The following is a 22,130-nucleotide window of genomic DNA, read 5'->3' as shown; positions in this document are numbered from 1 at the left end:
CTGTCGCACCCTGGTGCGAGGATGAGGGGATGCTGCTGGTCGACCTCGTCACCGCGACCGAGGCGGTGGCGGCCACCCGGTCGCGACGCGAGAAGATCGCCGCGCTGGCCGCGGCCCTGGGCCTTCTGACGCCCGCCGAGGCGCTGCCGGCGATCGGGCTCCTCGTGGGCAAGCCCCGGCAGGGCCGGCTGGGCGTCGGCTGGCGCACGCTGCAGACGGTGCAGGCCCCGCCCGCCGCCGAGCCCGAGCTCACGATCGCTGCTGTCGACGCCGCCTTCGACGCGCTGGCCGCCGCGGCCGGGCCCGGCTCGGCGGCCGAGCGTGTCACCGTCCTCGGCGGGCTGCTGTCGCGGGCGACGGCGCGCGAGCAGGAGTTCCTGGGGCGCGTGATCCTCGGCGATGTGCGCACCGGGGCGCTGGAGGGTGTCGTCACCGACGCGGTGGCGCAGGCATCCGGACTCCCGCTCGATGTCGTCCGCCGCGCGGCGATGCTCACCGGCGACCTCGGCGAGACGGCGCGGCTGGCGCTGTCAGGCTCGGATCTGACGGCGGTGGGGCTGCACGTCGGCCGCCCCGTGCTGCCGATGCTGGCGGGGACCGCCGCCACCGCGGCCGAGGCCGTCGCGGCGACCGGCACCGCGTCGGTCGAGTACAAGCTCGACGGCGCGCGCATCCAGGTGCACCGCCGCGGCGACAAGGTGAGCGTGTTCACGCGCAGCCTCGCCGACATCACCCACCGGCTGCCGGAGGTCGTCGATGCGGTGCGGGGCCTGGACGCGCGCGATGTGATCCTCGACGGCGAGACGCTCGCCCTCGCCGAAGACGACGCTCCGCGACCGTTCCAGGAGACGATGGCCCGGTTCGGTGCCGCCTTCCGGCAGGGCGACGGCGCCGAGGAGGCGGCCCTGCGACCGTGGTTCTTCGACATCCTGCACCTGGACGGGCGCGACCTGCTCGACGAGCCGCTCGCGGTGCGGCGCGCCGAGCTCGAGCGCGTCGCCGGCGCCTACCGGATCCCCGGTGAGGTCACCGCCGACCCGCAGGTCGCCGAGCGGGTCGCGCAGGCGGCGCTGGCCGCAGGACACGAGGGCGTGGTCGTGAAGGCGATCGACGCGCCCTACGCCGCCGGGCGTCGCGGCGCGAGCTGGCTGAAGGTCAAGCCCGTGCACACGTTCGACCTGGTCGTGCTCGCCGCCGAGTGGGGCTACGGGCGCCGCACGGGTCTGCTGTCGAATCTGCACCTGGGTGCGCTCGATCCTGCCGGCGAGTTCGGCGATCCGGGCGGGTTCGTCATGGTCGGCAAGACGTTCAAGGGCCTCACCGATGCGCTGCTGCGCTGGCAGACCGAGCGGTTCCCGCAGCTCGCGGTGCGCGAGACGCCCGGCACCGTGTGGATCGCGCCCGAGATCGTCGTCGAGATCGCCATCGACGGCGTGCAGCGCTCCACCCGCTACCCGGGCGGGGTCGCCCTGCGGTTCGCCCGGGTGAAGCGCTATCGCGACGACAAGCGGCCGCAGGAGGCGGACACCATCCAGACGCTGCGGGCGCTGCTGCGGGCCTGAGTCACCCGTCCGGCTCGCCGAGCCGGCGGCCGTCGGCCTGCTCGCCCCCGTCCGGCTCGTCGGCGATCGGGACGTGCGGCAGCAGGGCGCTCGAGACCACCAGCAGCACGGCCGCGGCGACGGCCCCGATGAACACCGCGGTTCCGCCGGCCTGGACGGCCGCGGCATCCGTCTCGCGCCCCGCGATCGCGGCGTTGGCGATGGCACCGAACACCGCGACCCCGACGGAGCTGCCGATCGATCGCGCCAGGGCGCTCGTGCCCGACACCACCCCGCGCCGGCGCAGGCCCACCGACGACTGTGCGGCGATCAGGCTCGGGTTGGCCACGAGCCCCAGCCCGAGACCCATGACGAAGCACCCGACGGCGGTCAGCAGCGGCGACGGATCGAAGGAGAACGCAGTCAGGAGCACCGCGCCGGCGAGCGTGCCGACCGACCCGATGAGCGCCGTGGCGCGGAACCCGATGCGCAGGTAGAACTGTCCCGCGAGCGACCCGGTGATCGGCCATCCCAGCGTGAGCGCCGCCACCGAAAGCCCGGCGAGCAGCGGCGCGGAACCGGCGCTCACTTCGAGGAAGGTCGGCACGAACGACACGACGCCGATCATGGTCACACCGACGATCATCGACACCAGCGAGCTGGTCACCACGATCCTGCTGCGGAACACCCACGGCGGCAGCACCGGGTCGTCGGCGGCCCGCTCGACCACCGTGAAGACGACCAGGAGCAGGATGCCGCCGCCCAGTGTCGCCGCCGTCTGCCACGAGGCCCACGGCCAGGCGTTCCCGCCCTCCAGCACCCCGAGGATCAGCAGCACGAGGGCACCGGTCAGCAGCGCCGATCCGGCGTAGTCGATGCGGCGCCGGTGCCGCTCGAAGTGCTCGCGGTAGCGGCGCCACAGGATCCACGCGGTCAGCAGGGCCAGTGGCACGTTGATCCAGAAGATCCAGCGCCACGAGAGGAACTGCGCGAACAGGCCGCCCAGCGTCGGGCCGACCACCGCCGAGATCGCCCACACGCTGGCGAGGTACCCCTGGGCGATCGCGCGCTCGCGCACCGTGTAGATGTCGCCCGAGATCGTGAGCACCATCGGCATGATCGCGCCCGCACCCAGGCCCTGCACGGCGCGGAACATGATGAGAGAGGTCATGTCCCAGGCGAGGGCGCACAGGATCGAGCCGACCAGGAACAGGCCGATGCCCACGAACATGATCGGCCTGCGCCCGAGCGTGTCGCCGAGCTTGCCGTAGACCGGCACGGATGCCGCCTGGGCGAGCAGGTACATCGAGAACAGCCAGGGGAACTGCGCGAAGCCGCCCAGCTCGCGCACGATCGTGGGGACCGCCGTGGCGAGGATGGTGCTGTCGATCGCGATGAGGAACATCGCGAGCATGAGGCTCAGCAGGATCGGGCCGCGCTGGGAGCGCAGCCCCACGCCGGTCGCGCGGGCCACGGCTCAGCGTCGGGCGGCGACGAGGCGCACGTGGCGGATGTTGCCCTCCTCGCGCAGTTCGGCGACCTCCGTGTGCGCGCGGATGAAGTCGGTGAACGAGCGGTGCCCGAGGTCCTTCTCGCTGAAGGACGGGTCCATGCGCTTGAGCAGGTTCTTCAGCGCCGAGGCGTTCACCCAGTCGTCGTCGGTGCGCTCGCTCTCCAGGCGCAGCGCGCGCTCCAGCAGTGCCGCGGCCTCCTCCTGCGGGGTCTGCGCGGGCGGGGCGGCGTCCTTCTGCGCCTTTGTCTTCTTCGTCGCCGGCTTCTTCTCGGGCGCGGGCTCCGGATCCGGCTCGGGAGCCACGGCCGGGACGCCGGGCAGCCGGTCGTACGTCGCGAACTCGTCGCAGGCGGCCGCCAGGGACCGCGCGGTCGACCCCGCGACGCCCACTCCGATGACGTAGCGGCCGAGCCGCTTGCAGCGCTGCGCGAGCGGGACGTAGTCCGAATCACCCGCGACGATGACCACGTGGGTGAGGTCCTCGAGGCGGAACATGTCCTCGACGGCATCCACCGCGAGCCGGATGTCGGCGCCGTTCTTGCCGTACGCGGCCGCGGGGAACAGCTGCACCAGATCGACCGCGCGGCCCACCAGCTGGGCGCGGTAGTCGGCGTTGACGGGGGCCGACCAGTCGGCGTAGGCGCGGGTGAGCACGATCGTGCCGAACGAGGCCGCGAAGTCGATGATCGCCCCGATGTCGACGGTCGCGCGCTTCAGGCGCGCAGCGAACTCCGGCGAGGGCCGAGACGTGCCGCGGTCCTTCATGAACGAGCCGCGGCCGTTGACCTGGTCGTAGCGCGAGATGACGATGTTGTCGAAGTCGATGTAGACGGCGACGCGGGAATCGGATGCCTCGGGCATCTGACCAGTGTGTCAGACGGCGTCGGCCTCGGCGGGCGCGAACACGGTGAGGGCGCCCGGCTCGGCGTCGATCGTGATCGGCAGCGCGGCGATCGGATCGCCGTCGGCGTAGGCGGTCACTCCCGGCGCCTCCAGTCGGATCGACCGGCCTCGGTAGGTCTCCACCTCGGCCAGGTCGACATGCGTGCCCTTGTAGACGGTCGGCAGCAGCCGCAGCAGGTGGAGGCGGCCGTGCGGACGCACCACCGTGACCTCCAGTACGCCGTCGTCGGCACGGGCGGCCGGGCAGATCGGGATCCCGCCGCCGTACGTGCGGGTGTTGCCGACGGCGGCCAGCACGAACGGGCCGTCGATCCGCTCGCCGTCGACGTGCATCGTGAACGGCAGCGCCTTCAGGAAGACGAACTCCAGCAGCAGCGCCACGGTGTACCGCAGGTCTCCGCGCGGCCAGCGCATCCGGTTCGCCCGATCGTTGACCGCCGAGTCGAAGCCGCTCGCCAGCACCGTGGTGTACGCGTGGGTCGTGCCGTCGGCGCGGGTGACCCTGGCGAGGTCGGTGGTGCGGGTGATGCCGCGGTCGATCACGTCGGCGGCGAGCTCGGGCTCGAGCTGGGGGATGCCCAGGTGGGCTGCGAAGTCGTTTCCGGTGCCGGTCGGGATCAGGCCGAGCGGCACGCCGGTGCCGGCGAGCTCCTGCGCGGCGAGGCTGACGGTGCCGTCGCCGCCTACGACGGCCACCGCATCGGTGCCGACCTCCAGCGCGGTGCGGATGAGCGCCGACGTCTCGGCCGCGCTTCCGCCGCTGATGACCGTGACGGTGTGCCCGTGTGCGCGGAGGCGCTCCACCGCCCGGATCGCGGCGCCGGCGTTCGCGGTGCCGCGGTGCGCGCCGGCACGCGCGGCGGGATTGACGACGACGGCGATCCTCACGGGATCAGTTTGCCGGGGTTGAGGATGCCGTGCGGGTCGAGCGCATCCTTCACCGCGCGCAGCACCTTCACGCCGAGGTCGCCGATCTCTGCGCGCAGGTAGGGGCGGTGGTCGGAGCCGACGGCGTGATGGTGCGTGATCGTGGCGCCGGCGTCGGCGATCGCGTGCGAGGCGGCATCCTTCGCGCGCGTCCACTGCGCGACGGGATCGGCCTCGAGTGCGGCGACGACCGTGAAGTAGAGCGAGGCTCCGGCGGGGTAGACGTGCGAGATGTGGCACGAGATCAGCGGGCGCCCGCCGAGGGAGGCCGTGAGAGCCGCGGTGACCGCATCCTTCAGCTCCGGCAGCCGCGACCAGGTGGCGGCGGTCTCGAGGGTCTCGGCGAGCACCCCGATGTCCATGAGGGTGTCGCGCAGCGCCGGCGCCTCGAAGCGGCCGCGCTCCCAGGAGCGGGCGGGCGCTTCGCCGCGCGGCTTGGCGCCGTGCGCGCGGAACAGCCCATCGAGGTGCTCGAGCACGGCGGTCCCCTCATCGCCCTCGGCGGTGGCGATCGCCAGAGACCCGCCGAGACGGGAGAGGTGGCCGCCCATGGCGGCGCCGATGCGCGTCTCGGTCTCGTCCGACAGGCGCAGGACGGTGGGACGGATGCCGCGCTGCGTCGCCGCGCGCACGGCCGCCGTGCCGGCGGCGAAGTCGGGGAACGTCCAGCTCGCGTAGGCGGTCTGCGTCGGCTTCGGCCGCACGCGCACCGTGACCTCGGTGATCACGCCGAGCACGCCCTCCGACCCCAGGAACAGCTCGCGCAGGTCGGGACCTGCGGCACTGGCCGGCGCCCGTCCGAGGCGCAGCTCGCCCACCGGGGTGGCCACCACGAGCGCATGGACGAGGTCGTCGAAGCGTCCGTAGCCGCGTGAGGCCTGCCCGCTGGAGCGGGTCGCGGCGAACCCGCCCAGGCTCGCGAACTCGAAGCTCTGCGGGAAGTGGCCGAGCGTGAGCCCGTGGCGGGCCAGCAGCTCTTCCGCCTGCGGCCCGGTCGTGCCGGCACCGAAGGTCGCCAGCAGCGACTGCTCGTCGAGAGCGAGCAGACCCGCCGTGCGCGAGAGGTCGAGGGCGATGACGGCGCGGTGGCCGCCGGCATCCGGCTCCACTCCGCCGACGACGCTGGTTCCGCCGCCGAAGGGGACCACGGCGATGCTCTGCGTGGCGCAGTGCGAGAGCACCGCGAGGGTCTGCGCATGATCGGCGGGGGACAGCACCGCGTCCGGAGCGGTCTGCACCGGGTCCAGACGCCGGGCGAGCAGGTCGGGCGTGCTCTTGCCGCCCAGGTGGCGGATGCGCGCCGCATCGTCGGACGTGGCGGGTGCGAGAGCGGCGAGGGCCCTGAGGTCCCCCTCGCCGAGCCGGCTCGAGGTGAGGGTCACCGTCTCGGCCGCGCGGCGCGGGATGCCGCGAGGCCTTCCCTTGAGGACGAGGCTGAGGATCTGCTTCGCGCCGGGCGGCAGCGTCGCGGTGGCGGAGCCGTCGCCCCAGGCATCCCACTGCAGCCGTGCGGCGGGAGACGGGCGCTCGACCGGGTCGGCGGAGGTCATGCGCGACAGTATGACACATGCTGTAGCTTTGTCACATGGTGCCGCCGGAGACGGAGCTCGTGCCCGTGGAGGGCGCGGTCGCGCAGACGCGCGCGACCATCCTCGCGGCCGCGCGCGCTGCGCTGGAGCAGCACGGCGTGCGTCGCACCACGGTCGCCGACATCGCGCGGCGCAGCGGCGTGAGCAGACAGACCATCTACCGCTACTGGCCCGACGTGACGGCGCTGTACGCAGCCGTGCTCACCGAGGAGATGCGTGGTGCCGTGGCCGGCACCGGTTCCGCCGGCGCTCCGGCGGATGTCATCGGCGCACTCGTGGCTGCGGCGGCGCATGTGCGCGACCTGCCGCTTCTCAATCGGCTGCGCGAGACCGACCCGGAACTGCTCGGCCGGTACATCCTCGAGCGACTGGGCACGAGCCAGCGCGACATCCTCGCGCAGCTGGAGGACCTCATCGCGGCGGGCCAGGCATCCGGAGCCGTGCGTGCCGGCGATCCCCGGCAGCTGTCCGCCATGGTGCTGCTGATCACCCAGTCCGCCGTGCAGTCCGCGCCGATCGTGGCCGACCGACTGCCGCCCGGCGCCTGGGAGCGCGAGTTGGAGCGGGCCCTGCGGGGGTATCTGGAGGACCGCCCGTGATCCCCGGCGACACCCGGCTCAACGCCGCCCGGCGTGCCCGCGAGCTGGAGCAGCTCGGCGACGCCGCCGAGGTGGACGTGGTGGTGATCGGCGGCGGCATCACGGGGGCGGGTCTGGCGCTGGATGCCGCCTCCCGCGGCCTGTCCACGGTGCTCGTGGAACGGCACGACCTCGCATTCGGCACGAGCCGCTGGAGCTCGAAGCTGGTCCATGGCGGGCTGCGCTATCTCGCCTCGGGGCAGTTCGGGATCGCGTACGAGAGCGCGGCGGAGCGCCACATCCTCATGACCCGCACCGCGCCGCACCTCACGCGAGCGGTGGCGCAGGTGATGCCGCTCTTCGCGCCAGGGCATAGGTCGCGCGGTGCATACGTCGGCGCGGGCTACCTCCTCGGCGACGGCCTGCGCCGCGTGGCCCGCACGCCGGGCTCCCTGCTGCGGGCGCCGGCGCCGATCGACGCGGACACGGTGCGCGCGCTGGCGCCGGCCGTGCGCGGCGCAGAGCTGCGCGGGGGCCTGCGGGGGTGGGATGGGCAGCTGATCGACGATGCGCGCCTGGTGATCGCCGTGGCGCGCACCGCGGCGGGGTTCGGCGCCCGCATCCTCACGCGGGTGGCGGCGGTCCGCGCCGCCGGCGACACCGTGGCGCTGCGCGACGAGCGAGGCGGCGGCGCGCTCACCCTCCGGGCGCGAGCGGTGCTCAATGCGACGGGCGTGTGGGCCGGCGACCTCGATCCGGACGTGCTGCTGCGGCCCAGTCGGGGCACCCACCTGGTGCTCGATGCCGCGCGCCTGGGCGGATCGGACGTCTCGCTGACCGTGCCGCTGCCGGGCTCGCGAAACCGGGTCGTCTTCACCGTGCCCGCGCCGCACGGCCGCGTCTACGTGGGGCTGACGGACGTGCCCGCGGACGGCCCCGTGCCCGATGTCCCCGAGCCGTCGGAGGCCGAGATCGCGCTGCTGCTGGACACGCTCAGCGCGGCCCTGGAGCTTCCGCTCGAGCGCAGTGACGTGCTGGGCGCGTTCGCGGGACTGCGCCCGCTGCTCGTCGACCCGGGGGGCGCCGAGGGCGACACCGCCGACCTGTCGCGTCGGCACGCGATCCTGGAATCCGCCGACGGGGTGCTCAGCGTCGTGGGCGGCAAGCTCACCACCTACCGGCGCATGGCCCAGGACGGGATCGATGCGGCAGCCGCCCGACGCGGGCTTGCGGTGCCGGCATCGCCCACCCGAGACCTGCCCCTGGTCGGCGCCTGGCCGCGCGCACGCCTGGACGGCATCGCGGCGGCGCCGCGTCTCGTGCGGCGCTACGGAACCGAGGCGCCACGGGTCGCGGCCCTCCCGGAGGGAAGGGATGCCGTGCGCGGCGTGACGGCGCAGGAGCTCGTCTGGGCAGTCGCCGCCGAGGGGGCGCTGACCGTCGACGACCTGCTCGACCGGCGCACCCGGCTGGGACTGGTGACCGGTGACCGCGAGGCATCCCTGCCCGCCGCGGAGGCGGCTCTCGATGCTGCGCCGTCCGGTCGTTGAGCGCGCGGGTTGCGCGCCTTCCGGTCGTCGAGCGAGCGGGCTGCGCGCCTTCCGGTCGTTGAGCGCGCGGGCTGCGCCCGCGAGACGAAACGCATCGCCCGGCAACGTGGCAGGAACCTGCCGTGCAATGGCCGACGAGACTCGCGCCGCTGTCGGTGGGCGCCCTCAGAATCGTCTGGTGACCACGAAGACCCATGGCTCGCTCGGGCTCGGACAGGGCACCGCGCTGTACATCGCGTCGGTGCTCGGCACGGGTCTGCTCGTGCTCCCGGCGCTCGCGGCGGCGTCGGCGGGGCCGGCCTCGATCCTCGCGGTCGCGGCCGTCGCGATCATGTCGATCCCGCTGGCGGGTGCCTTCGCCGCACTGGCGGCACGGCATCCCGATCCGGCGGGCGTCGCCGGCTACGTGCGCCGCGCACTCGGCCCGATCGCGGCGCGCGCGACCGGCTACTGGTTCTACTTCGGAGTGGCGGCGGGATTCCCGGTGCTCGCCCTGCTCGGCGGCGAGTACCTCACCGCCATCGCCGGAGCAGACCGCGCCGCGGTGCCGCTGGTGGGGCTCGCGATCATCCTCCCGCCGTTCGTCGTGAACCTCCTGGGCGTGCGCGTGGCCGGGTGGGTCCAGTTCGTGCTGACCGGCCTGCTCGTCTGTCTCGTCGTCCTGGTGGTGGGGGCGGCGCTGCCCGCGGTCGACGCCCGCAGCTTCGAACCGTTCCTCCCGCACGGCTGGGGCGGTGTCGGCACGGCGATCAGTCTCTTCGTGTGGGCGTTCGCCGGGTGGGAGGTCGGCACCCACATCTCGGGAGAGTTCCGAGACCCCCGTCGCACCATCCCGATCGCGACGGCGATCGCGCTCGTGGTCACCGGTCTTGCGTACCTCCTGCTGCAGGTGGTGACGGTCGGGGTGCTCGGGACGGATGCCGGCGGCGGCACCGTGCCGCTGCTGTCTCTGGTGGCCGTGGTCGCCCCGGGCGCAGGGCCGGCGATCGTCGGCGTGGTCGCCGGAATCGTCGTCCTCGGGGTCCTCAACGCCTACCTCGCCGCATTCGGCAAGCTCGGCGCGGCACTGGCGACGCGGGGAGACCTGCCGCGGTGGCTCGCGCCCGGCGCCGAGGCAGGCGGCATCCCCCGTCGCGCGCTTCTTGTCACCTTCGGCATCGCGATGACGTACTTCGCGATCGCCGTCGCGACCGGCGGGAATCTCGAGACGTTCATCCTCATCCACACGAGCAGCATGGTCGCGATCTATGCCGTCGGGATGGTCGCCGCCATCGTCATCCTCCCGCGATGGAGCCCCGGCTGGATCATGGCCGTCGTCGCCGTCGTGCTGACCGCGGGGCTGCTGGCGCTCGCCGGCGCGCATCTGCTCCCGGCCGGGGCGCTCGCGGCGGCAGCGCTGATGGTGACCGTGTGGCGCCCCCTGCGCGGCCGGAGACGGAGTCAGCGCCGCGCCCAGCCCGACCATTCCGCGGCGTCGATGACGCAGAACCGGTTGCCCTCCGGGTCCTCCATGATGACGTAGTCGGCGTCGGGCGGGCGCTTGCTCCAATGCACCTCGCGCGCGCCCAGCGCGGCGAGGCGGCGCACTTCGGCGGCCTGATCCTGCGCGTAGAGGTCGAGATGGATGCGCGGGGGAAGTGACCGCTCGGCCGGCACCGCGTCGAGCGACACGTTGGGGCCGATGCCGTCGGGCGGCAGCAGCAGTGCGAAGTCGTCGCCGACCGGCTCGCGGGGGGAGTAGCCCAGAGCCTGCGTCCAGAACGCGAGCTGGGCCGGGAGGTCGCTCACGCGGATGACGATGGAGCCGACGACGAGCATGGGTCGAGGCTACGCCCGTCCGCGCCACCACGGGAGGGGCGAGGTGCCGAAATAGAACAGAAAAGCGGATGTCAGAGGTGCTGGCTATGTTCGAAATATGAAGAAAACCACGCATCTCTATGCGGGTGCACCGCGGGGGTTGGATGCGGACGTCGCCTGGCACGAGCTGATCGAGTCCGCCGAGGTGATCGGCGACGACCCGGCGGAGTGGGCAGTGCCGCCCGGCGATCCGACTGTGGCGGAGGCGCCGCGGGATGCGCTCGCAGCCCTCGAGGATGCGCACGCCCGGGGGCGCGTGCTGGTCGCCGACCAGTACCGGACGATGTCCGACCTGCTGCGTGACGCCGAGCACGAGCCCGACCCGTGGGTGGGGCCCGATCCGACTCTGGATCCGGCGTGGACCGACCCCCGCGGCCGCCGGGCGGCACGCGTCCGCCGCGACCGTCAGGAGCTGGCGGTGCGGGCTGCGGTCGCGGACATCGCCGTCCGGCTGCGGATGTCGGAGGCGACCGTCCGTGCGATGGCGAACACGGCCGACACGCTGCGCCTCCGTTGCCCGAAGTTGTGGGCATTGTTCCTGGGTGGAGCGGTCAGCGAGCGGAGCGCCCGCATCGCCTCATCCGCCGCCGCAGACCTGCCGGCCGACGATCCGGCGGCATGGGCGCGGTTCGATGACCAGGTCGCCCACTCCGCTCAGGTGCTCGCCCCAGGCAGGCTTCGGGTCCGGGTGCGGGTGGTGCGCGATCGGGTCCATCCCACTCCCACCGACGACCGGCACGCACAGGCGGCACAGCACCGAACCATGTGGCTCACCGACGGTGACGATGGGATGTCGACTCTCACGGTGGAAGCGCCGACGGTGCGTCTGCACGCCGCCTGGAATGGAATCGACGAGCACGTCCGACGGCTGCAGCGCATGGAGGACGAGTCGCGCACCCTCGCGCAGCTGCGCGCCGATGTCGCCACGGACCTGCTGACCGGCGGTGACGAGCGGATCGATCCCGTGATCGCCGTCACGGTCCCTGTGCTGTCTCTTCTCGGCGAGCACGACGCCCCGGCGATGCTGGAGGGCTGCGGGCCCGTCGACGCGCCCACCGCCGAGCGTCTCGCGGGGAAGGCGAAGTCGTGGATCCGGGTGCTCACCGACCCGGTCACCGGCACGGTCCTGGATGTGGACCGCGCCGTGCGCCGTCCGCCCGCCGCCCTTCGTCGATGGGTGCAGCAGACCCAGAAGACCTGCACGTTCCCGGGCTGCGCCCGGCCCGCCCGCACCGGCGATGTCGACCACCGCGTCGACTGGCAGCACGGTGGTCCCACCGCCGCTGCGAATCTGAGTCCCAAGTGCCGGCATCACCACCGCGTCAAACACGAGACGCTCTGGCGACACGAGCAAAACCCCGACACCGGCCGAGAGCACTGGACCAGCCCCACCGGACATCGCACCGCACTCGATCCGCCGCCCTTCTAGACCAGCCGCCGGGTCCCGCGAGGTTCGAGGAACACGGCGACCAGCCCGGCCAGCAGTGCCGGAACGTAGAAGAAGCCGATGCTGAGGATGCCGAGCAGCACGAAGCACGCCATCAGCACCGAGCCGGCGATCGCCAGCGGCTGCCGTGCGCGCCCCACCCCGAACAGGGGCAGCACCGCGATCGCGACCGGCACGGCGGCCAGCCCCAGTGCCGCGGGACCCACGGCATCCAGCATCGAGAGCGTTTCCGCCGTCTCGGCGCCGTGGGAATCCGTCGTCGCCGTGCCGTAACCCGGCACTTCGAGCATGAGCCACGCGCCCAGGACCGCCAGGGCCAGGGCGATCACCTGCACCAGGCGCTTCGCGCCCCAGTACCGGTTCTCACCCACGAGCGCGCACTAGCGTCCGAGCGCCTGCGCCATGATCTCCGCGCTCTCGACTGCGTGCACCTTCGGCGACCCGGTCGCCGGCGAAGCCGCAGCCGGTCGAGACACCCGCGTGATCGTCCGCCCGTGCAGGTGCTTGACGACCTCCAGCGCGATGAACGGCCACGCGCCCTGGTTCTCGGGCTCGTCCTGCACCCACACCAGCTCGGCGTTCGGATAGCTGTCGATCGCGGCATTGAGTTGGTCGATCGGCGCCGGGTAGAACTGCTCGAGCCGCACCAGCGCGATCTCGGGGTTCGGGTTCTTCTCGAGCTCGGCCCGCAGATCCCAGTGGATCTTGCCTGAGTGCAGCAGCACTCGCGTGACGGCGCTCTTGTCGATGTCGCGGTCGTCGTCGATGACCGGCTCGAAGCGCCCCGTGAGGAAGTCCTCGACCGAGCTGGTCGCACCCCGCAGACGCAGCATCGCCTTCGGCGTGAACACGATGAGCGGACGGCGCGGGCGCACGTAGGCCTGACGACGCAGGAGGTGGAAATAGGATGCCGGGGTCGACGGCCGCGCCACGGTCATGTTGTCCTGCGCGCACAGCTGGAGGTAGCGCTCGATGCGGGCCGACGAGTGGTCCGGCCCCTGCCCCTCGTAGCCGTGGGGGAGCAGCAGCACGACGCTCGACTTCTGACCCCACTTCTGGTCGGCGGCCGAGATGTACTCGTCGATGACCGACTGGGCGCCGTTGGCGAAGTCGCCGAACTGCGCCTCCCACAGCACGAGCGCGTCCGGCCGCTCGACCGAGTAGCCGTACTCGAACGCCATCGCGGCGTATTCGCTGAGCAGCGAGTTGTACACCCAGAACCGGCCCTGGTTGTCGCTGAGGTTCGTGAGCGGGATCCACTCCTGGCCGTTGTTGCGGTCGTGCAGCACCGAGTGGCGCTGCACGAAGGTGCCGCGCTGCGAGTCCTGACCCGCCAGGCGCACCGGGGTGCCCTCCAGCAGGAGCGAGCCGAAGGCGAGCAGCTCGCCGAACGCCCAGTCGATGCCGCCGTTGCGGCTCATGTCCAGCCGCTTCTCCATCAGCTGCTGGAGCTTGGCGTGGACCGTGAAGCCCTCCGGCCGGTTGACGAAGGCATCCCCGATCTTCTCCACGATCGCGCGCGAGACGCCCGTCGTCTCCAGCTCGCCGGGAGCGCGGTCGTCCTCCACGATCGTGGCCTCGACGACCTCGTTCGCACCCGTCTCGGCTTCGTGGGTCTCGGTGAAGGCGACCTCCAGCCGCCTCTGGAAGTCCTGCTTCGCCTTCTCGTACTCCTCCTCGGTCAGATCGCCGCGACCGACCAGCGCCTCGGTGTACAGGCGGCGCACCGAGCGCTTCGCCTCGATGAGGTTGGTCATGAGCGGCTGCGTCATCGACGGGTCGTCGCCCTCGTTGTGGCCGCGCCGCCGGTAGCACACGAGATCGATGACGATGTCGCGGTGGAACTCCTGGCGATAGCGGAACGCGACCTCGGCGACGTGGACGACCGCCTCGGGGTCGTCGCCGTTGACGTGCAGGATGGGCGCCTGGATGGTCTTGGCGACGTCGGTGGCGTACACCGACGTGTGACCGTCCTGCGGAGTCGTGGTGAACCCCACCTGGTTGTTGACGACGACGTGGATCGTGCCGCCGGTGCGGTAGCCGCGTAGCTGCGACATCTGCAGCGTCTCGACCACCACGCCCTGCCCGGCGAAGGCCGCGTCGCCGTGGACGAGGATCGGCAGATACGAGAACGAGCCGATCGGCTTGCGGTCCTGCTTGGCCCGCACGATGCCCTCGAGCACGCCGTCGACCGTCTCGAGGTGCGACGGGTTCGCGGCCAGGTGCACCGGCAGCTTCTCGCCGCCCTCGGCCACGAACGTGCCGTCGGTGCCGAGGTGGTACTTCACGTCGCCGGAGCCGCTCTTGTTGCCCACGGCCACCGCGCCCTCGAACTCGCGGAACACCTGCCCGTACGTCTTGCCGGCGATGTTGGTGAGCACGTTGAGCCGGCCGCGGTGGGCCATGCCGATGGCGGCGCCGTCCAGGCCCGCTTCCGCGGCGCCCTTGAGCACCTGGTCGAGCAGGGGGATGAGCGACTCGCCGCCCTCGAGCGAGAACCGCTTCTGACCGACGAACTTCGTCTGCAGGAAGGTCTCGAACGCCTCAGCCTGGTTGAGCTTGCTGAGGATGCGGCGCTGCTCCTCCTGGCTCGGCTTCTGGTACTTGACCTCCATGTTGTCCTGGAACCACTTGCGCTGGACCGGGTCCTGGATGTGCATGTACTCGATGCCGATCGTGCGGCAGTACGAGTCCCGCAGCACGCCGAGGATGTCGCGCAGCTTCATCGTGCGCTTGCCGCCGAACCCGCCGGTGACGAACTCGCGGTCGAGGTCCCAGAAGGTGAGCCCGTGGCTCTCGATCTCGAGGTCCGGGTGCGTGCGCTGGCGGTACTCGAGCGGGTCGATGTCGGCCATGAGGTGGCCGCGCACGCGGAAGGAGTTGATGAGCTCCTGCACGCGGGCGGTTTTGTCGACGCGCTCGGCGATGTCGACGTTGATGTCGCTGGCCCAGCGGATCGGGGCGGTGGGGATGCGCGCGGCGGCGAAGATCTCGTCGTAGAAGCCGCGCTGGCCGATGAGCAGCTCGTGCACCTTGCGCAGGAACTCTCCCGAACCGGCGCCCTGGATCACCCGGTGGTCGTAGGTGCTCGTCAGGGTGATCGTCTTGCCGATGGCCAGCTCGTTGAGCGTCTTCTCGCTCGTGCCCTGGAACTCGGCCGGGTACTCGAGCGCACCCGCCCCGATGATGCAGCCCTGGCCCTTCATCAGCCGCGGCACCGAGTGCACGGTTCCGATGCCGCCCGGGTTGGTCAGCGAGATCGTGGTGCCGGCGAAATCGGCGGGCGTCAGCTCGTTGGAGCGTGCGCGCCGCACGAGATCCTCGTAGGCGGCGAGGTACTCGTTGAAGCTCAGCGTGTCGGCCCGCTTGATGCTCGGCACCAGCAGGGCCCGCGTGCCGTCGGCCTTGGGCAGGTCGATCGCGATGCCCAGGTTGATGTGCGCGGGAGCCACCACCGACGGCTTGCCGTCGACCTCGGCGTAGAACACGTTCTGGCTCGGGAACTCCTTGAGGGCCTTGATGATCGCCCAGCCGATGAAGTGCGTGAAGCTCACCTTGCCGCCGCGGGTGCGCGAGAGGTGGTTGTTCACCACGATGCGGTTGTCGATCATGAGCTTCGCCGGGATCGTGCGCACGCTCGTGGCGGTGGGCACACTCAGCGACTGGTCCATGTTCGCCGCGAGCGTCTTGGGAAGACCTCGCAGCGGCGTGACCCGGTCCTCGTCCTCGGAGTCCTCCGCCGACGGGGCCCGCTTGGGCACCTGCGCGGGGATGGGCTGGGGGGCGGCGGGCTTGGCCGTCGTGCGGGCGACCGGCTGGGCGCCCAGCACCGGGATCGGAGCGGTCAGCGGACGGGGTTCGGATGCCCCGGGCGCGGCACCGTCCGCCGGCGCCACATCACCCGTGACCGGGCGGTAGGTCTCCAGGACCGGCCACCATGCCTTGTCGACCGAGTTCCGGTCGGCCTTGAACTTCTCGTAGAGCTCGTCGACGAGCCACTCGTTGGCGCCGAAGTCGCCTTCGCTCGACACCCCTGCGCCCGTGACCTGGCTGGACACGCTCGATCGCCTGCTTTCGTCCTGAGGATCCTGTAGACACGCGGACGAGTCTCCCCCCGCGCGCACGACCCCTTAAGCCTAATCCAGTCTGCCTGAGTGTTGCGGGACAGCGAAGCACTACCCTTGGCGTACATGGAGTTCTACGGCGAGCGGCCGGATGTCGACCTGACCTATTCGGACGTGTTCCTCGTCCCCCGGCGTTCCGCGATCGCCAGCCGGCTCGATGTCGACCTGTCGCCCGGCGACGGCACGGCCGCGACCATCCCCATCGTCTCGGCGAACATGAACTCGGTGACCGGCGCACGCCTGGCGGCGACCCTCGCGCGGCGGGGCGGCCTCGGCGTGCTCCCGCAGGACATGCCGCTGCAGGAGCTGGACGCCGCCATCCGGTGGGTCAAGGGCCAGCCCGTCCGCTGGGACACGCCGCTGGTGCTCCCGCCGGACGCGACCGTCGCCGACGCGGCGCGCCTGCTGCCGGCCACACCGGGCCACGGGATCGTGGTCGCCGCCGGCTCCGCCGACCATCTCCCCATCGACGAGGTCGACGGCATCGTCTCGGCCGCGCGGCTGGGCACCGCCCTGCCCGACGCGCGGCTGGGCGATCTCGCGCGTGGGCGCACCCCGTCGATCGACGCAGAAGACGTCGACAGCGCCCGGCAGGCGTTCGACCTGCTGGTGGGCGCCGACGCCGAGATCGTGTGCGTGCTGCACCACGGCCTGGTCGTGGGCACGCTGTCGCGGCGCACGGCGCTGCGCGCCAGCGTCTACCGCCCCGCCGTCGACGCGGCCGGGCGCCTCATCGTCGCCGCCGCCGTCGGCATCAACGGCGACGTGGCCGAGAAGGCGACGGCCCTGGCCGCCGCCGGCGTCGATGTGCTGGTCGTCGACACCGCGCACGGTCACCAGGAGGGGATGCTGCGCGCCCTGCAGACGGTCGCCGACCTGGGACTGGGTGTGCCGGTGGCCGCGGGCAACGTGGTCACCGCCGAAGGCGTGCACGATCTGGTGGCGGCGGGTGCCGACATCGTCAAAGTCGGCGTCGGACCGGGGGCGATGTGCACGACCCGCATGATGACCGCCGTGGGGCGTCCGCAGTTCTCGGCGGTGCTGGAGGCGGCCGATGCGGCCCGGGTGATGGGAGCGCATGTCTGGGCCGACGGCGGCGTGCGCTACCCGCGCGACGTCGCCCTGGCACTGGCGGCGGGTGCGTCGTCCGTGATGATCGGCTCGTGGTTCGCCGGCACGATCGAAGCGCCGGGACAGCTGCAGGAGGACGCCTCCGGTCGTGTGTACAAGGAGTCGTGGGGGATGGCGTCGACCAAGGCCGTGCACGAGAGATTCGGCCGGCTCGACCCGTACGAGCTGGCCCGCAAGGAGCTGTTCGCCGAGGGCATCTCGTCGTCGAGGATCTATCTCGACCCCCTGCGGCCGAGCCTGGAGGACCTGCTCGACATGATCACGGCCGGCGTGCGCTCGTCGTTCACCTATGCGGGTGCGACGACCGTTGCGCAGTTCCACGAGCGGGCCCGTGTCGGTCTGCAGTCGGCGGCCGGCTACGAGGAGGGCAAGGCGCTCCCGGTGAGCTGGTAGCCCCGCTCCGGCGCGGCGCCGTGCCGTACACTTGGTGCCCTGATGGACGACCCTCCCAGTTGCAGACGATCGCCCCACCCCACTCCGATGCGCGGGCCGGCTGACCCGCGGGGGAGCGCGTGATGTACGAGTGGATCATGCTGGGCGTGGGGCTTCTGCTCATCGTCGGCACCGGCCTGTTCGTGGCGTCCGAGTTCGCACTCGTCAACCTGGATCGCGCCGACCTCGAAGCACGGCGTGAGCGCGGCGAGTCGCGGCTGAACCTGACGATCAGCGCCCTGCGGATCACCTCGACGCACCTCTCCAGCGCACAGCTGGGAATCACCCTCACGACGCTGCTGACCGGCTACACCATGGAGCCGGCGATCTCGACGCTCCTCGACCCGGTGCTCAGGGGGTGGTGGGGCCTGCCCGAGGCGGTGTCGCGGCCGATCGCGGCAGTGATCGGCATGTCGATCGCCACGATCCTGTCGATGATCCTCGGCGAGCTGGTGCCGAAGAACTTCGCCCTGGCGCTGCCGCGGCACACAGCCAAGCTCGTGATGCCGTTCCAGGTCGCGTTCACGACCGTCTTCCGGCCCGCCGTGGCGGTGCTCAACGGCAGCGCCAACGCACTGATCCGCTCGGTCGGCATCGAGCCGAAGGAGGAGCTCTCGGGTGCTCGCACCGCGGAGGAGCTCTCCAGCCTCGTGCGTCGTTCGGCCAGTGCCGGCGTGCTCGAGAAGGACACCGCGTCGCTGCTGGACCGCACCCTGAGGTTCTCCCGGCTCAGCGCCGCCGACGTGATGACCGCCCGGCCGAGCGTGCACGCGGTCGGTGTCGGCGACTCGGTCGACGACATCGTGCAGCTGGCGCGGCGCACCGGGCACAGCCGCTTCCCCGTCTTCGACGAGTCGATGGACGACATCGTCGGTGTGGCGCACCTCAAGCAGGCCGTGTCGGTGCCCCGCGCCAAGCGCGCCGAGGTGCCGGCGGGCGCGATCTCGACCGAGCCGCTGCGGGTGCCCGAGACGCTGCAGCTGGATGGGCTGCTGGCCGAGCTGCGGGCCCGCGGCTACCAGATGGCGATCGTCGTCGACGAGTACGGGGGCACAGCCGGAGTGGTGACCCTTGAGGACCTCGTGGAGGAGATCGTCGGCGAGGTGTTCGACGAGCACGACCGCAGTCGCGCCGGGATCGTGCGCGGGCAGCAGTCGCTGACCTTCCCGGCCGATCTGCGCCCCGACGAGGTGCGCGACCGGGCCGGCGTCGTCGTCCCCGAAGGCGACGTGTACGACACCGTCGGCGGCTACGTCATGAGCGTGCTCGAGCGCATCCCGGCGGTCGGCGACGAGGTGCCCCTCAGCGGCGGCACGCTCACCGTCACGCGGATGGACGGCCGTCGTGTCGACCGGGTGCGATTCACCCCCGGATCGCCCGAGGAGCAGGGCGGGGATGAGGACCGATGAGCGATTGGGCGGGACTGATCTGGCTGGTCGTCCTCCTCGCGGCCAACGCGTTCTTCGTCGGTGCGGAGTTCGCCGTCGTCTCGGCCCGGCGGTCGCAGATCGAGCCGCTCGCCGAGAAGGGATCGCGATCGGCCAAGACCGCCCTCTACGCGATGGAGCACGCCACGCTCATGCTGGCGACCAGCCAGCTGGGGATCACGATCTGCTCGCTGCTGATCCTGAACGTGTCGGAGCCGGCGATCCACCACCTGCTGGCGGTGCCGCTGGGCCTCACGGGCTGGGGCGAAGCCGCCATCGACACGATCGCGTTCGTCATCGCCCTGGTGATCGTCTCCTACCTGCACGTCGTGTTCGGCGAGATGGTGCCCAAGAACCTCGCGTTCTCGCTTCCCGACCGCGCGGTGCTGATGCTCGCGACGCCGCTCGTGTGGGTCTCGCGGGCGTTCCACCCCGTCATCGTCGCGCTGAACTGGATCGCGAACCACGTGATCCGCCTGTTCGGCGTCGAGCCGAAGGACGAGGCCGCCTCCACGTTCACCCTCGACGAGGTGGCCACCATCGTGAGCCGGTCGCGCGAGGAGGGTCTGCTGCACGACGTGTCCGGCACGGTGGCCGCGGCGGTGGAGTTCACGGACAAGAAGGCGAAGGATGTCGCTGTGCCCCTGGCATCCCTGGTCACCCTGCCCGCGTCCACGACGCCGGCCGAGATCGAGCGCGCGGTCGCCAAGCACGGCTTCTCGCGGTACATCATCGTCGACGCGGCCGGCGCGCCGATCGGCTATGTGCACCTCAAGGACATCCTGCAGGTGGCGGAGGGCCCGCAGGCCGAGTCGACCCTCACCTCGCCGATCCCCGCCCGCCGCATCCACCAGATGGTCCAGGTGCACGAGGGGACCGACCTGGAGGACGCGCTGGCGGCCATGCGGCAGGCCGGGCGCCACCTCGCGGCGGTCCGCGACACCGACGGCGCACTGACAGGCGTGCTGTTCCTCGAGGACGTCATCGAGGAGCTCATCGGCGAGGTCCAGGACGCGACGAGGCGGCGATGAGCGGGCTGATCAGCGCGCCGCGCGCCGGCGACGACAAGTACAGCCGCGGCGTGGTGGGCCTGCGCACGGGTTCGGATGCCTACCCGGGGGCCGCGGTCCTCGGCGTCGAGGCGGCCTGGCGCACGGGTGTCGGCATGGTCCGCTACGTCGGGCCCGGCCGTCCGTCCGGCCTCGTGCTCCAGCGCCGGCCCGAGACGGTGCTGGGGGAGGGCCGGGTGCAGGCGTGGGTGATCGGATCGGGAACGGATGCCGCAGACCGCCCGGCCGCCGAGACGGCGGCGCTGCGCGGCATCCTCTCCGGCTCGGTCCCGGTGGTCGTCGACGCCGGGGCGCTCGATCTCGCCCCGGGCGCGACCGCGCCGCTGCTGGTGACCCCGCACGCGCGCGAGCACGACGCGCTGCGGGAGCGGCTGGGTCTCGCGCCGGTCGCGGCGTCCGACGACGACGCCCGCGCGGCAGCGGCGGCGGAGACCGCCCGCGTCCTGTGCGGGACGGTGCTGCTGAAGGGCAGCGTCACGATCCTCGCGTCGCCGGTGGGCGACCCGGTGCGGGTGGGGCCGGCGACACCCTGGCTGGCGACCGCCGGGACCGGCGACGTTCTCGGGGGTGTGCTGGGGGCGCTGGTGGCAGGCGCCGCCGCCGCCGGCCCCGTGGCTGCAGCCGACCTCCGCGACCTCGGCGCCGCCGGCGCACGGCTGCACGGACGGGCCGCGCAGCTCGCCGCCGAGGTCCTCGGCCCGCGCGGCGGCCCGATCACCGCGCTGGATGTGGCGGCCGCGCTGCCGCGCGCGGTCGCCGAGCTGCTGGAATGACCGCGACGTACACTCGTCTCGTGTCGAGGCGGGCGGTGCTGTGGATCGCGTTCGCCGTCGTCCACGCCGTCATCGCGACCCTCGGATATCTGCTGCCGAGCGACCCGATGGGGGACGTCGGCAACGTCTACGACCCGTGGTCGCGGGCGGCATTGGCGGGGCACATCGTGGGCGTGCACGAGCAGTGGGTGTACCCGCAGCTGGCTCTCGTGCCGATGGTCGTCGCGCAGCTGATCTCGTGGGCGGGCGGCTACTTCGTCGCCTGGGCGGTCGTGGCGACCGCGATGAACGCCATCGGATTCGCCGTGCTGATCGGTCGCGCCCGGTCGCGGGGCCGCGTCGTCGCGGCGTGGTACTGGCTCGGCTTCCTGCTGCTGCTCGGCCCGATCGCGCTGTATCGCGTGGACGCGGTCACCGTCCCGCTCGCGATCATGGGTGGCCTCTGGCTCGCCGGCAGACCCTGGCTGGGCGGTGCCCTGCTCGCGGTGGCCACCTGGGTGAAGGTGTGGCCGGCCGCGCTGCTGGCCGCCGCATTCGTCGCCCTGCGTCGACGATGGGCGGTGTTCGGCGCGGCCGCGGGGGTCTCGGCGGTCGTCGCGCTCGCGGTCGTCGCGGCGGGGGGCCTGCCGAATCTGCTCGGGTTCGTCGGCGACCAGGCCGGCCGCGGGCTGCAGATCGAGGCTCCGGTGAGCGGCCTGTACCTGTGGCTGGCCGCCTTCGCGACGGCGGACGCCTGGATCTACTACGACCCCGACATGCTGACCTTCCAGGCCACCGGCCCGCAGGTGGACTCCGTCATCGCCGCGATGACGCCGCTGCTGCTGGTGGCGCTGCTGGCCATCCTCGCCGTCGGCGCGATCAAGGCGCGTCGCGGCGCCTCGTTCGCGGCGCTCCTGCCCGCGCTGTCGCTGTCGCTGGTGTGCGCGCTCATCGTCGTGAACAAGGTCGGATCGCCGCAGTTCTATCTGTGGATCATCGCCCCGCTCGTGATGGGGCTCGCGCTGGACCGCGCGCGCTGGTGGCGCATCGCGGTGCTCGGCCTGGTCGTCGCCGCCCTCACCCAGCTGGTCTACCCGATCGTGTACGCGGGCCTGATGCTGGTGCCGAATCCCGCGGTGGGCTCGGTCCTGGCGCTCACCGTCCGAAACATCGGCGTGATCGCCCTCTTCGTCTGGGCGCTGGTCAAGCTGAGCCGGGTGCGGACGCGGCCCCACGTCATCGCCCGGCGGGGGCTTCCCGCCTCGGCCCTGCCGACCGAATGAGAGGAA

Annotated in this window: 17 protein-coding genes; 10 read left to right on the top strand and 7 right to left on the bottom strand. The window is 72.2% G+C overall.

All coding sequences use genetic code 11. The annotated features are described in order from the left end of the window. The first annotated feature begins 29 nt into the window (after positions 1 to 29). Positions 30 to 1,562: an ATP-dependent DNA ligase gene (locus ACIWQI_RS00935; protein WP_396655175.1), complete on the top strand. Its 1,533-nt coding sequence runs from the start codon at positions 30 to 32 to the stop codon at positions 1,560 to 1,562. Position 1,563: 1 nt separating this feature from the next. Here ACIWQI_RS00935 and ACIWQI_RS00930 read toward each other — a convergent pair whose 3' ends face one another. The 4 genes from ACIWQI_RS00930 to ACIWQI_RS00915 form a co-directional block, all read right to left on the bottom strand. Continuing rightward, positions 1,564 to 2,955: an MDR family MFS transporter gene (locus tag ACIWQI_RS00930; protein ID WP_396655295.1), complete on the bottom strand. Its 1,392-nt coding sequence runs from the start codon at positions 2,953 to 2,955 to the stop codon at positions 1,564 to 1,566. 63 nt (positions 2,956 to 3,018) lie between these two features. Beyond that, the gene (locus ACIWQI_RS00925) at positions 3,019 to 3,915 is read right to left on the bottom strand and encodes an NYN domain-containing protein (protein ID WP_396655174.1); all 897 of its coding nucleotides are present in this window, start codon (positions 3,913 to 3,915) and stop codon (positions 3,019 to 3,021) included. Positions 3,916 to 3,927: 12 nt separating this feature from the next. Next, positions 3,928 to 4,845: a diacylglycerol kinase gene (locus tag ACIWQI_RS00920; RefSeq protein WP_396655173.1), complete on the bottom strand. Its 918-nt coding sequence runs from the start codon at positions 4,843 to 4,845 to the stop codon at positions 3,928 to 3,930. Continuing rightward, positions 4,842 to 6,434 (bottom strand): FAD-binding oxidoreductase, encoded by a 1,593-nt coding sequence (locus ACIWQI_RS00915; protein WP_396655172.1) that lies wholly within the window; start codon positions 6,432 to 6,434, stop codon positions 4,842 to 4,844. The genes ACIWQI_RS00920 and ACIWQI_RS00915 overlap by 4 nt, the downstream gene beginning before the upstream one ends. Positions 6,435 to 6,469: 35 nt before the next feature. On the opposite strand from ACIWQI_RS00915, the gene ACIWQI_RS00910 reads away from it, so the two are divergent. From ACIWQI_RS00910 to ACIWQI_RS00900, 3 genes are all read left to right on the top strand, one after another. After that, positions 6,470 to 7,072, top strand: a complete 603-nt coding sequence (locus ACIWQI_RS00910) for a TetR/AcrR family transcriptional regulator (protein WP_396655171.1) — start codon at positions 6,470 to 6,472, stop codon at positions 7,070 to 7,072. After that, positions 7,069 to 8,601, top strand: a complete 1,533-nt coding sequence (locus ACIWQI_RS00905; RefSeq protein WP_396655170.1) for an FAD-dependent oxidoreductase — start codon at positions 7,069 to 7,071, stop codon at positions 8,599 to 8,601. Before ACIWQI_RS00910 ends, ACIWQI_RS00905 begins: the two co-directional genes overlap by 4 nt. A 178-nt stretch (positions 8,602 to 8,779) precedes the next feature. Next, on the top strand, positions 8,780 to 10,123 hold the full coding sequence (locus tag ACIWQI_RS00900) for an APC family permease (protein WP_396655169.1): 1,344 nt from the start codon (positions 8,780 to 8,782) through the stop codon (positions 10,121 to 10,123). Here ACIWQI_RS00900 and ACIWQI_RS00895 read toward each other — a convergent pair. Further along, positions 10,042 to 10,419 (bottom strand): VOC family protein, encoded by a 378-nt coding sequence (locus ACIWQI_RS00895; protein WP_396655168.1) that lies wholly within the window; start codon positions 10,417 to 10,419, stop codon positions 10,042 to 10,044. The genes ACIWQI_RS00900 and ACIWQI_RS00895 overlap by 82 nt on opposite strands. Positions 10,420 to 10,516: 97 nt before the next feature. On the opposite strand from ACIWQI_RS00895, the gene ACIWQI_RS00890 reads away from it, so the two are divergent. Beyond that, positions 10,517 to 11,887 (top strand): DUF222 domain-containing protein, encoded by a 1,371-nt coding sequence (locus ACIWQI_RS00890; protein WP_396655167.1) that lies wholly within the window; start codon positions 10,517 to 10,519, stop codon positions 11,885 to 11,887. Here ACIWQI_RS00890 and ACIWQI_RS00885 read toward each other — a convergent pair. Beyond that, the gene (locus tag ACIWQI_RS00885; protein WP_396655166.1) at positions 11,884 to 12,276 is read right to left on the bottom strand and encodes a hypothetical protein; all 393 of its coding nucleotides are present in this window, start codon (positions 12,274 to 12,276) and stop codon (positions 11,884 to 11,886) included. The genes ACIWQI_RS00890 and ACIWQI_RS00885 overlap by 4 nt on opposite strands. A gap of 9 nt (positions 12,277 to 12,285) precedes the next feature. Beyond that, entirely contained in the window at positions 12,286 to 15,963 is a 3,678-nt protein-coding gene (locus ACIWQI_RS00880; RefSeq protein WP_396655165.1) for a multifunctional oxoglutarate decarboxylase/oxoglutarate dehydrogenase thiamine pyrophosphate-binding subunit/dihydrolipoyllysine-residue succinyltransferase subunit, read from the bottom strand. A 132-nt stretch (positions 15,964 to 16,095) separates the two neighbouring features. Here ACIWQI_RS00880 and ACIWQI_RS00875 point away from each other — a divergent pair, with 132 nt between their 5' ends. From ACIWQI_RS00875 to ACIWQI_RS00855, 5 genes are all read left to right on the top strand, one after another. Continuing rightward, a complete protein-coding gene (locus ACIWQI_RS00875; RefSeq protein WP_396655164.1) occupies positions 16,096 to 17,553 on the top strand; it encodes a GuaB1 family IMP dehydrogenase-related protein in 1,458 nt (485 codons plus the stop codon). Positions 17,554 to 17,675: 122 nt separating this feature from the next. Next, the gene (locus ACIWQI_RS00870) at positions 17,676 to 19,001 is read left to right on the top strand and encodes a hemolysin family protein (RefSeq protein ID WP_396655163.1); all 1,326 of its coding nucleotides are present in this window, start codon (positions 17,676 to 17,678) and stop codon (positions 18,999 to 19,001) included. Further along, positions 18,998 to 20,050, top strand: a complete 1,053-nt coding sequence (locus ACIWQI_RS00865) for a hemolysin family protein (RefSeq protein ID WP_396655162.1) — start codon at positions 18,998 to 19,000, stop codon at positions 20,048 to 20,050. Before ACIWQI_RS00870 ends, ACIWQI_RS00865 begins: the two co-directional genes overlap by 4 nt. Continuing rightward, positions 20,047 to 20,862, top strand: a complete 816-nt coding sequence (locus tag ACIWQI_RS00860) for an NAD(P)H-hydrate dehydratase (RefSeq protein WP_396655161.1) — start codon at positions 20,047 to 20,049, stop codon at positions 20,860 to 20,862. Before ACIWQI_RS00865 ends, ACIWQI_RS00860 begins: the two co-directional genes overlap by 4 nt. Before the next feature lie 20 nt (positions 20,863 to 20,882). After that, the gene (locus ACIWQI_RS00855) at positions 20,883 to 22,124 is read left to right on the top strand and encodes a glycosyltransferase 87 family protein (protein ID WP_396655160.1); all 1,242 of its coding nucleotides are present in this window, start codon (positions 20,883 to 20,885) and stop codon (positions 22,122 to 22,124) included. The last annotated feature ends 6 nt before the right edge of the window (positions 22,125 to 22,130 follow it).

This window comes from Microbacterium sp. (assembly GCF_044508325.1).
In the GTDB taxonomy this organism is placed as follows: Bacteria; Actinomycetota; Actinomycetes; order Actinomycetales; family Microbacteriaceae; genus Microbacterium.
Note: the sequence above shows the minus strand (reverse complement) of the source record. Positions and strands in the feature narration are given on the sequence as shown.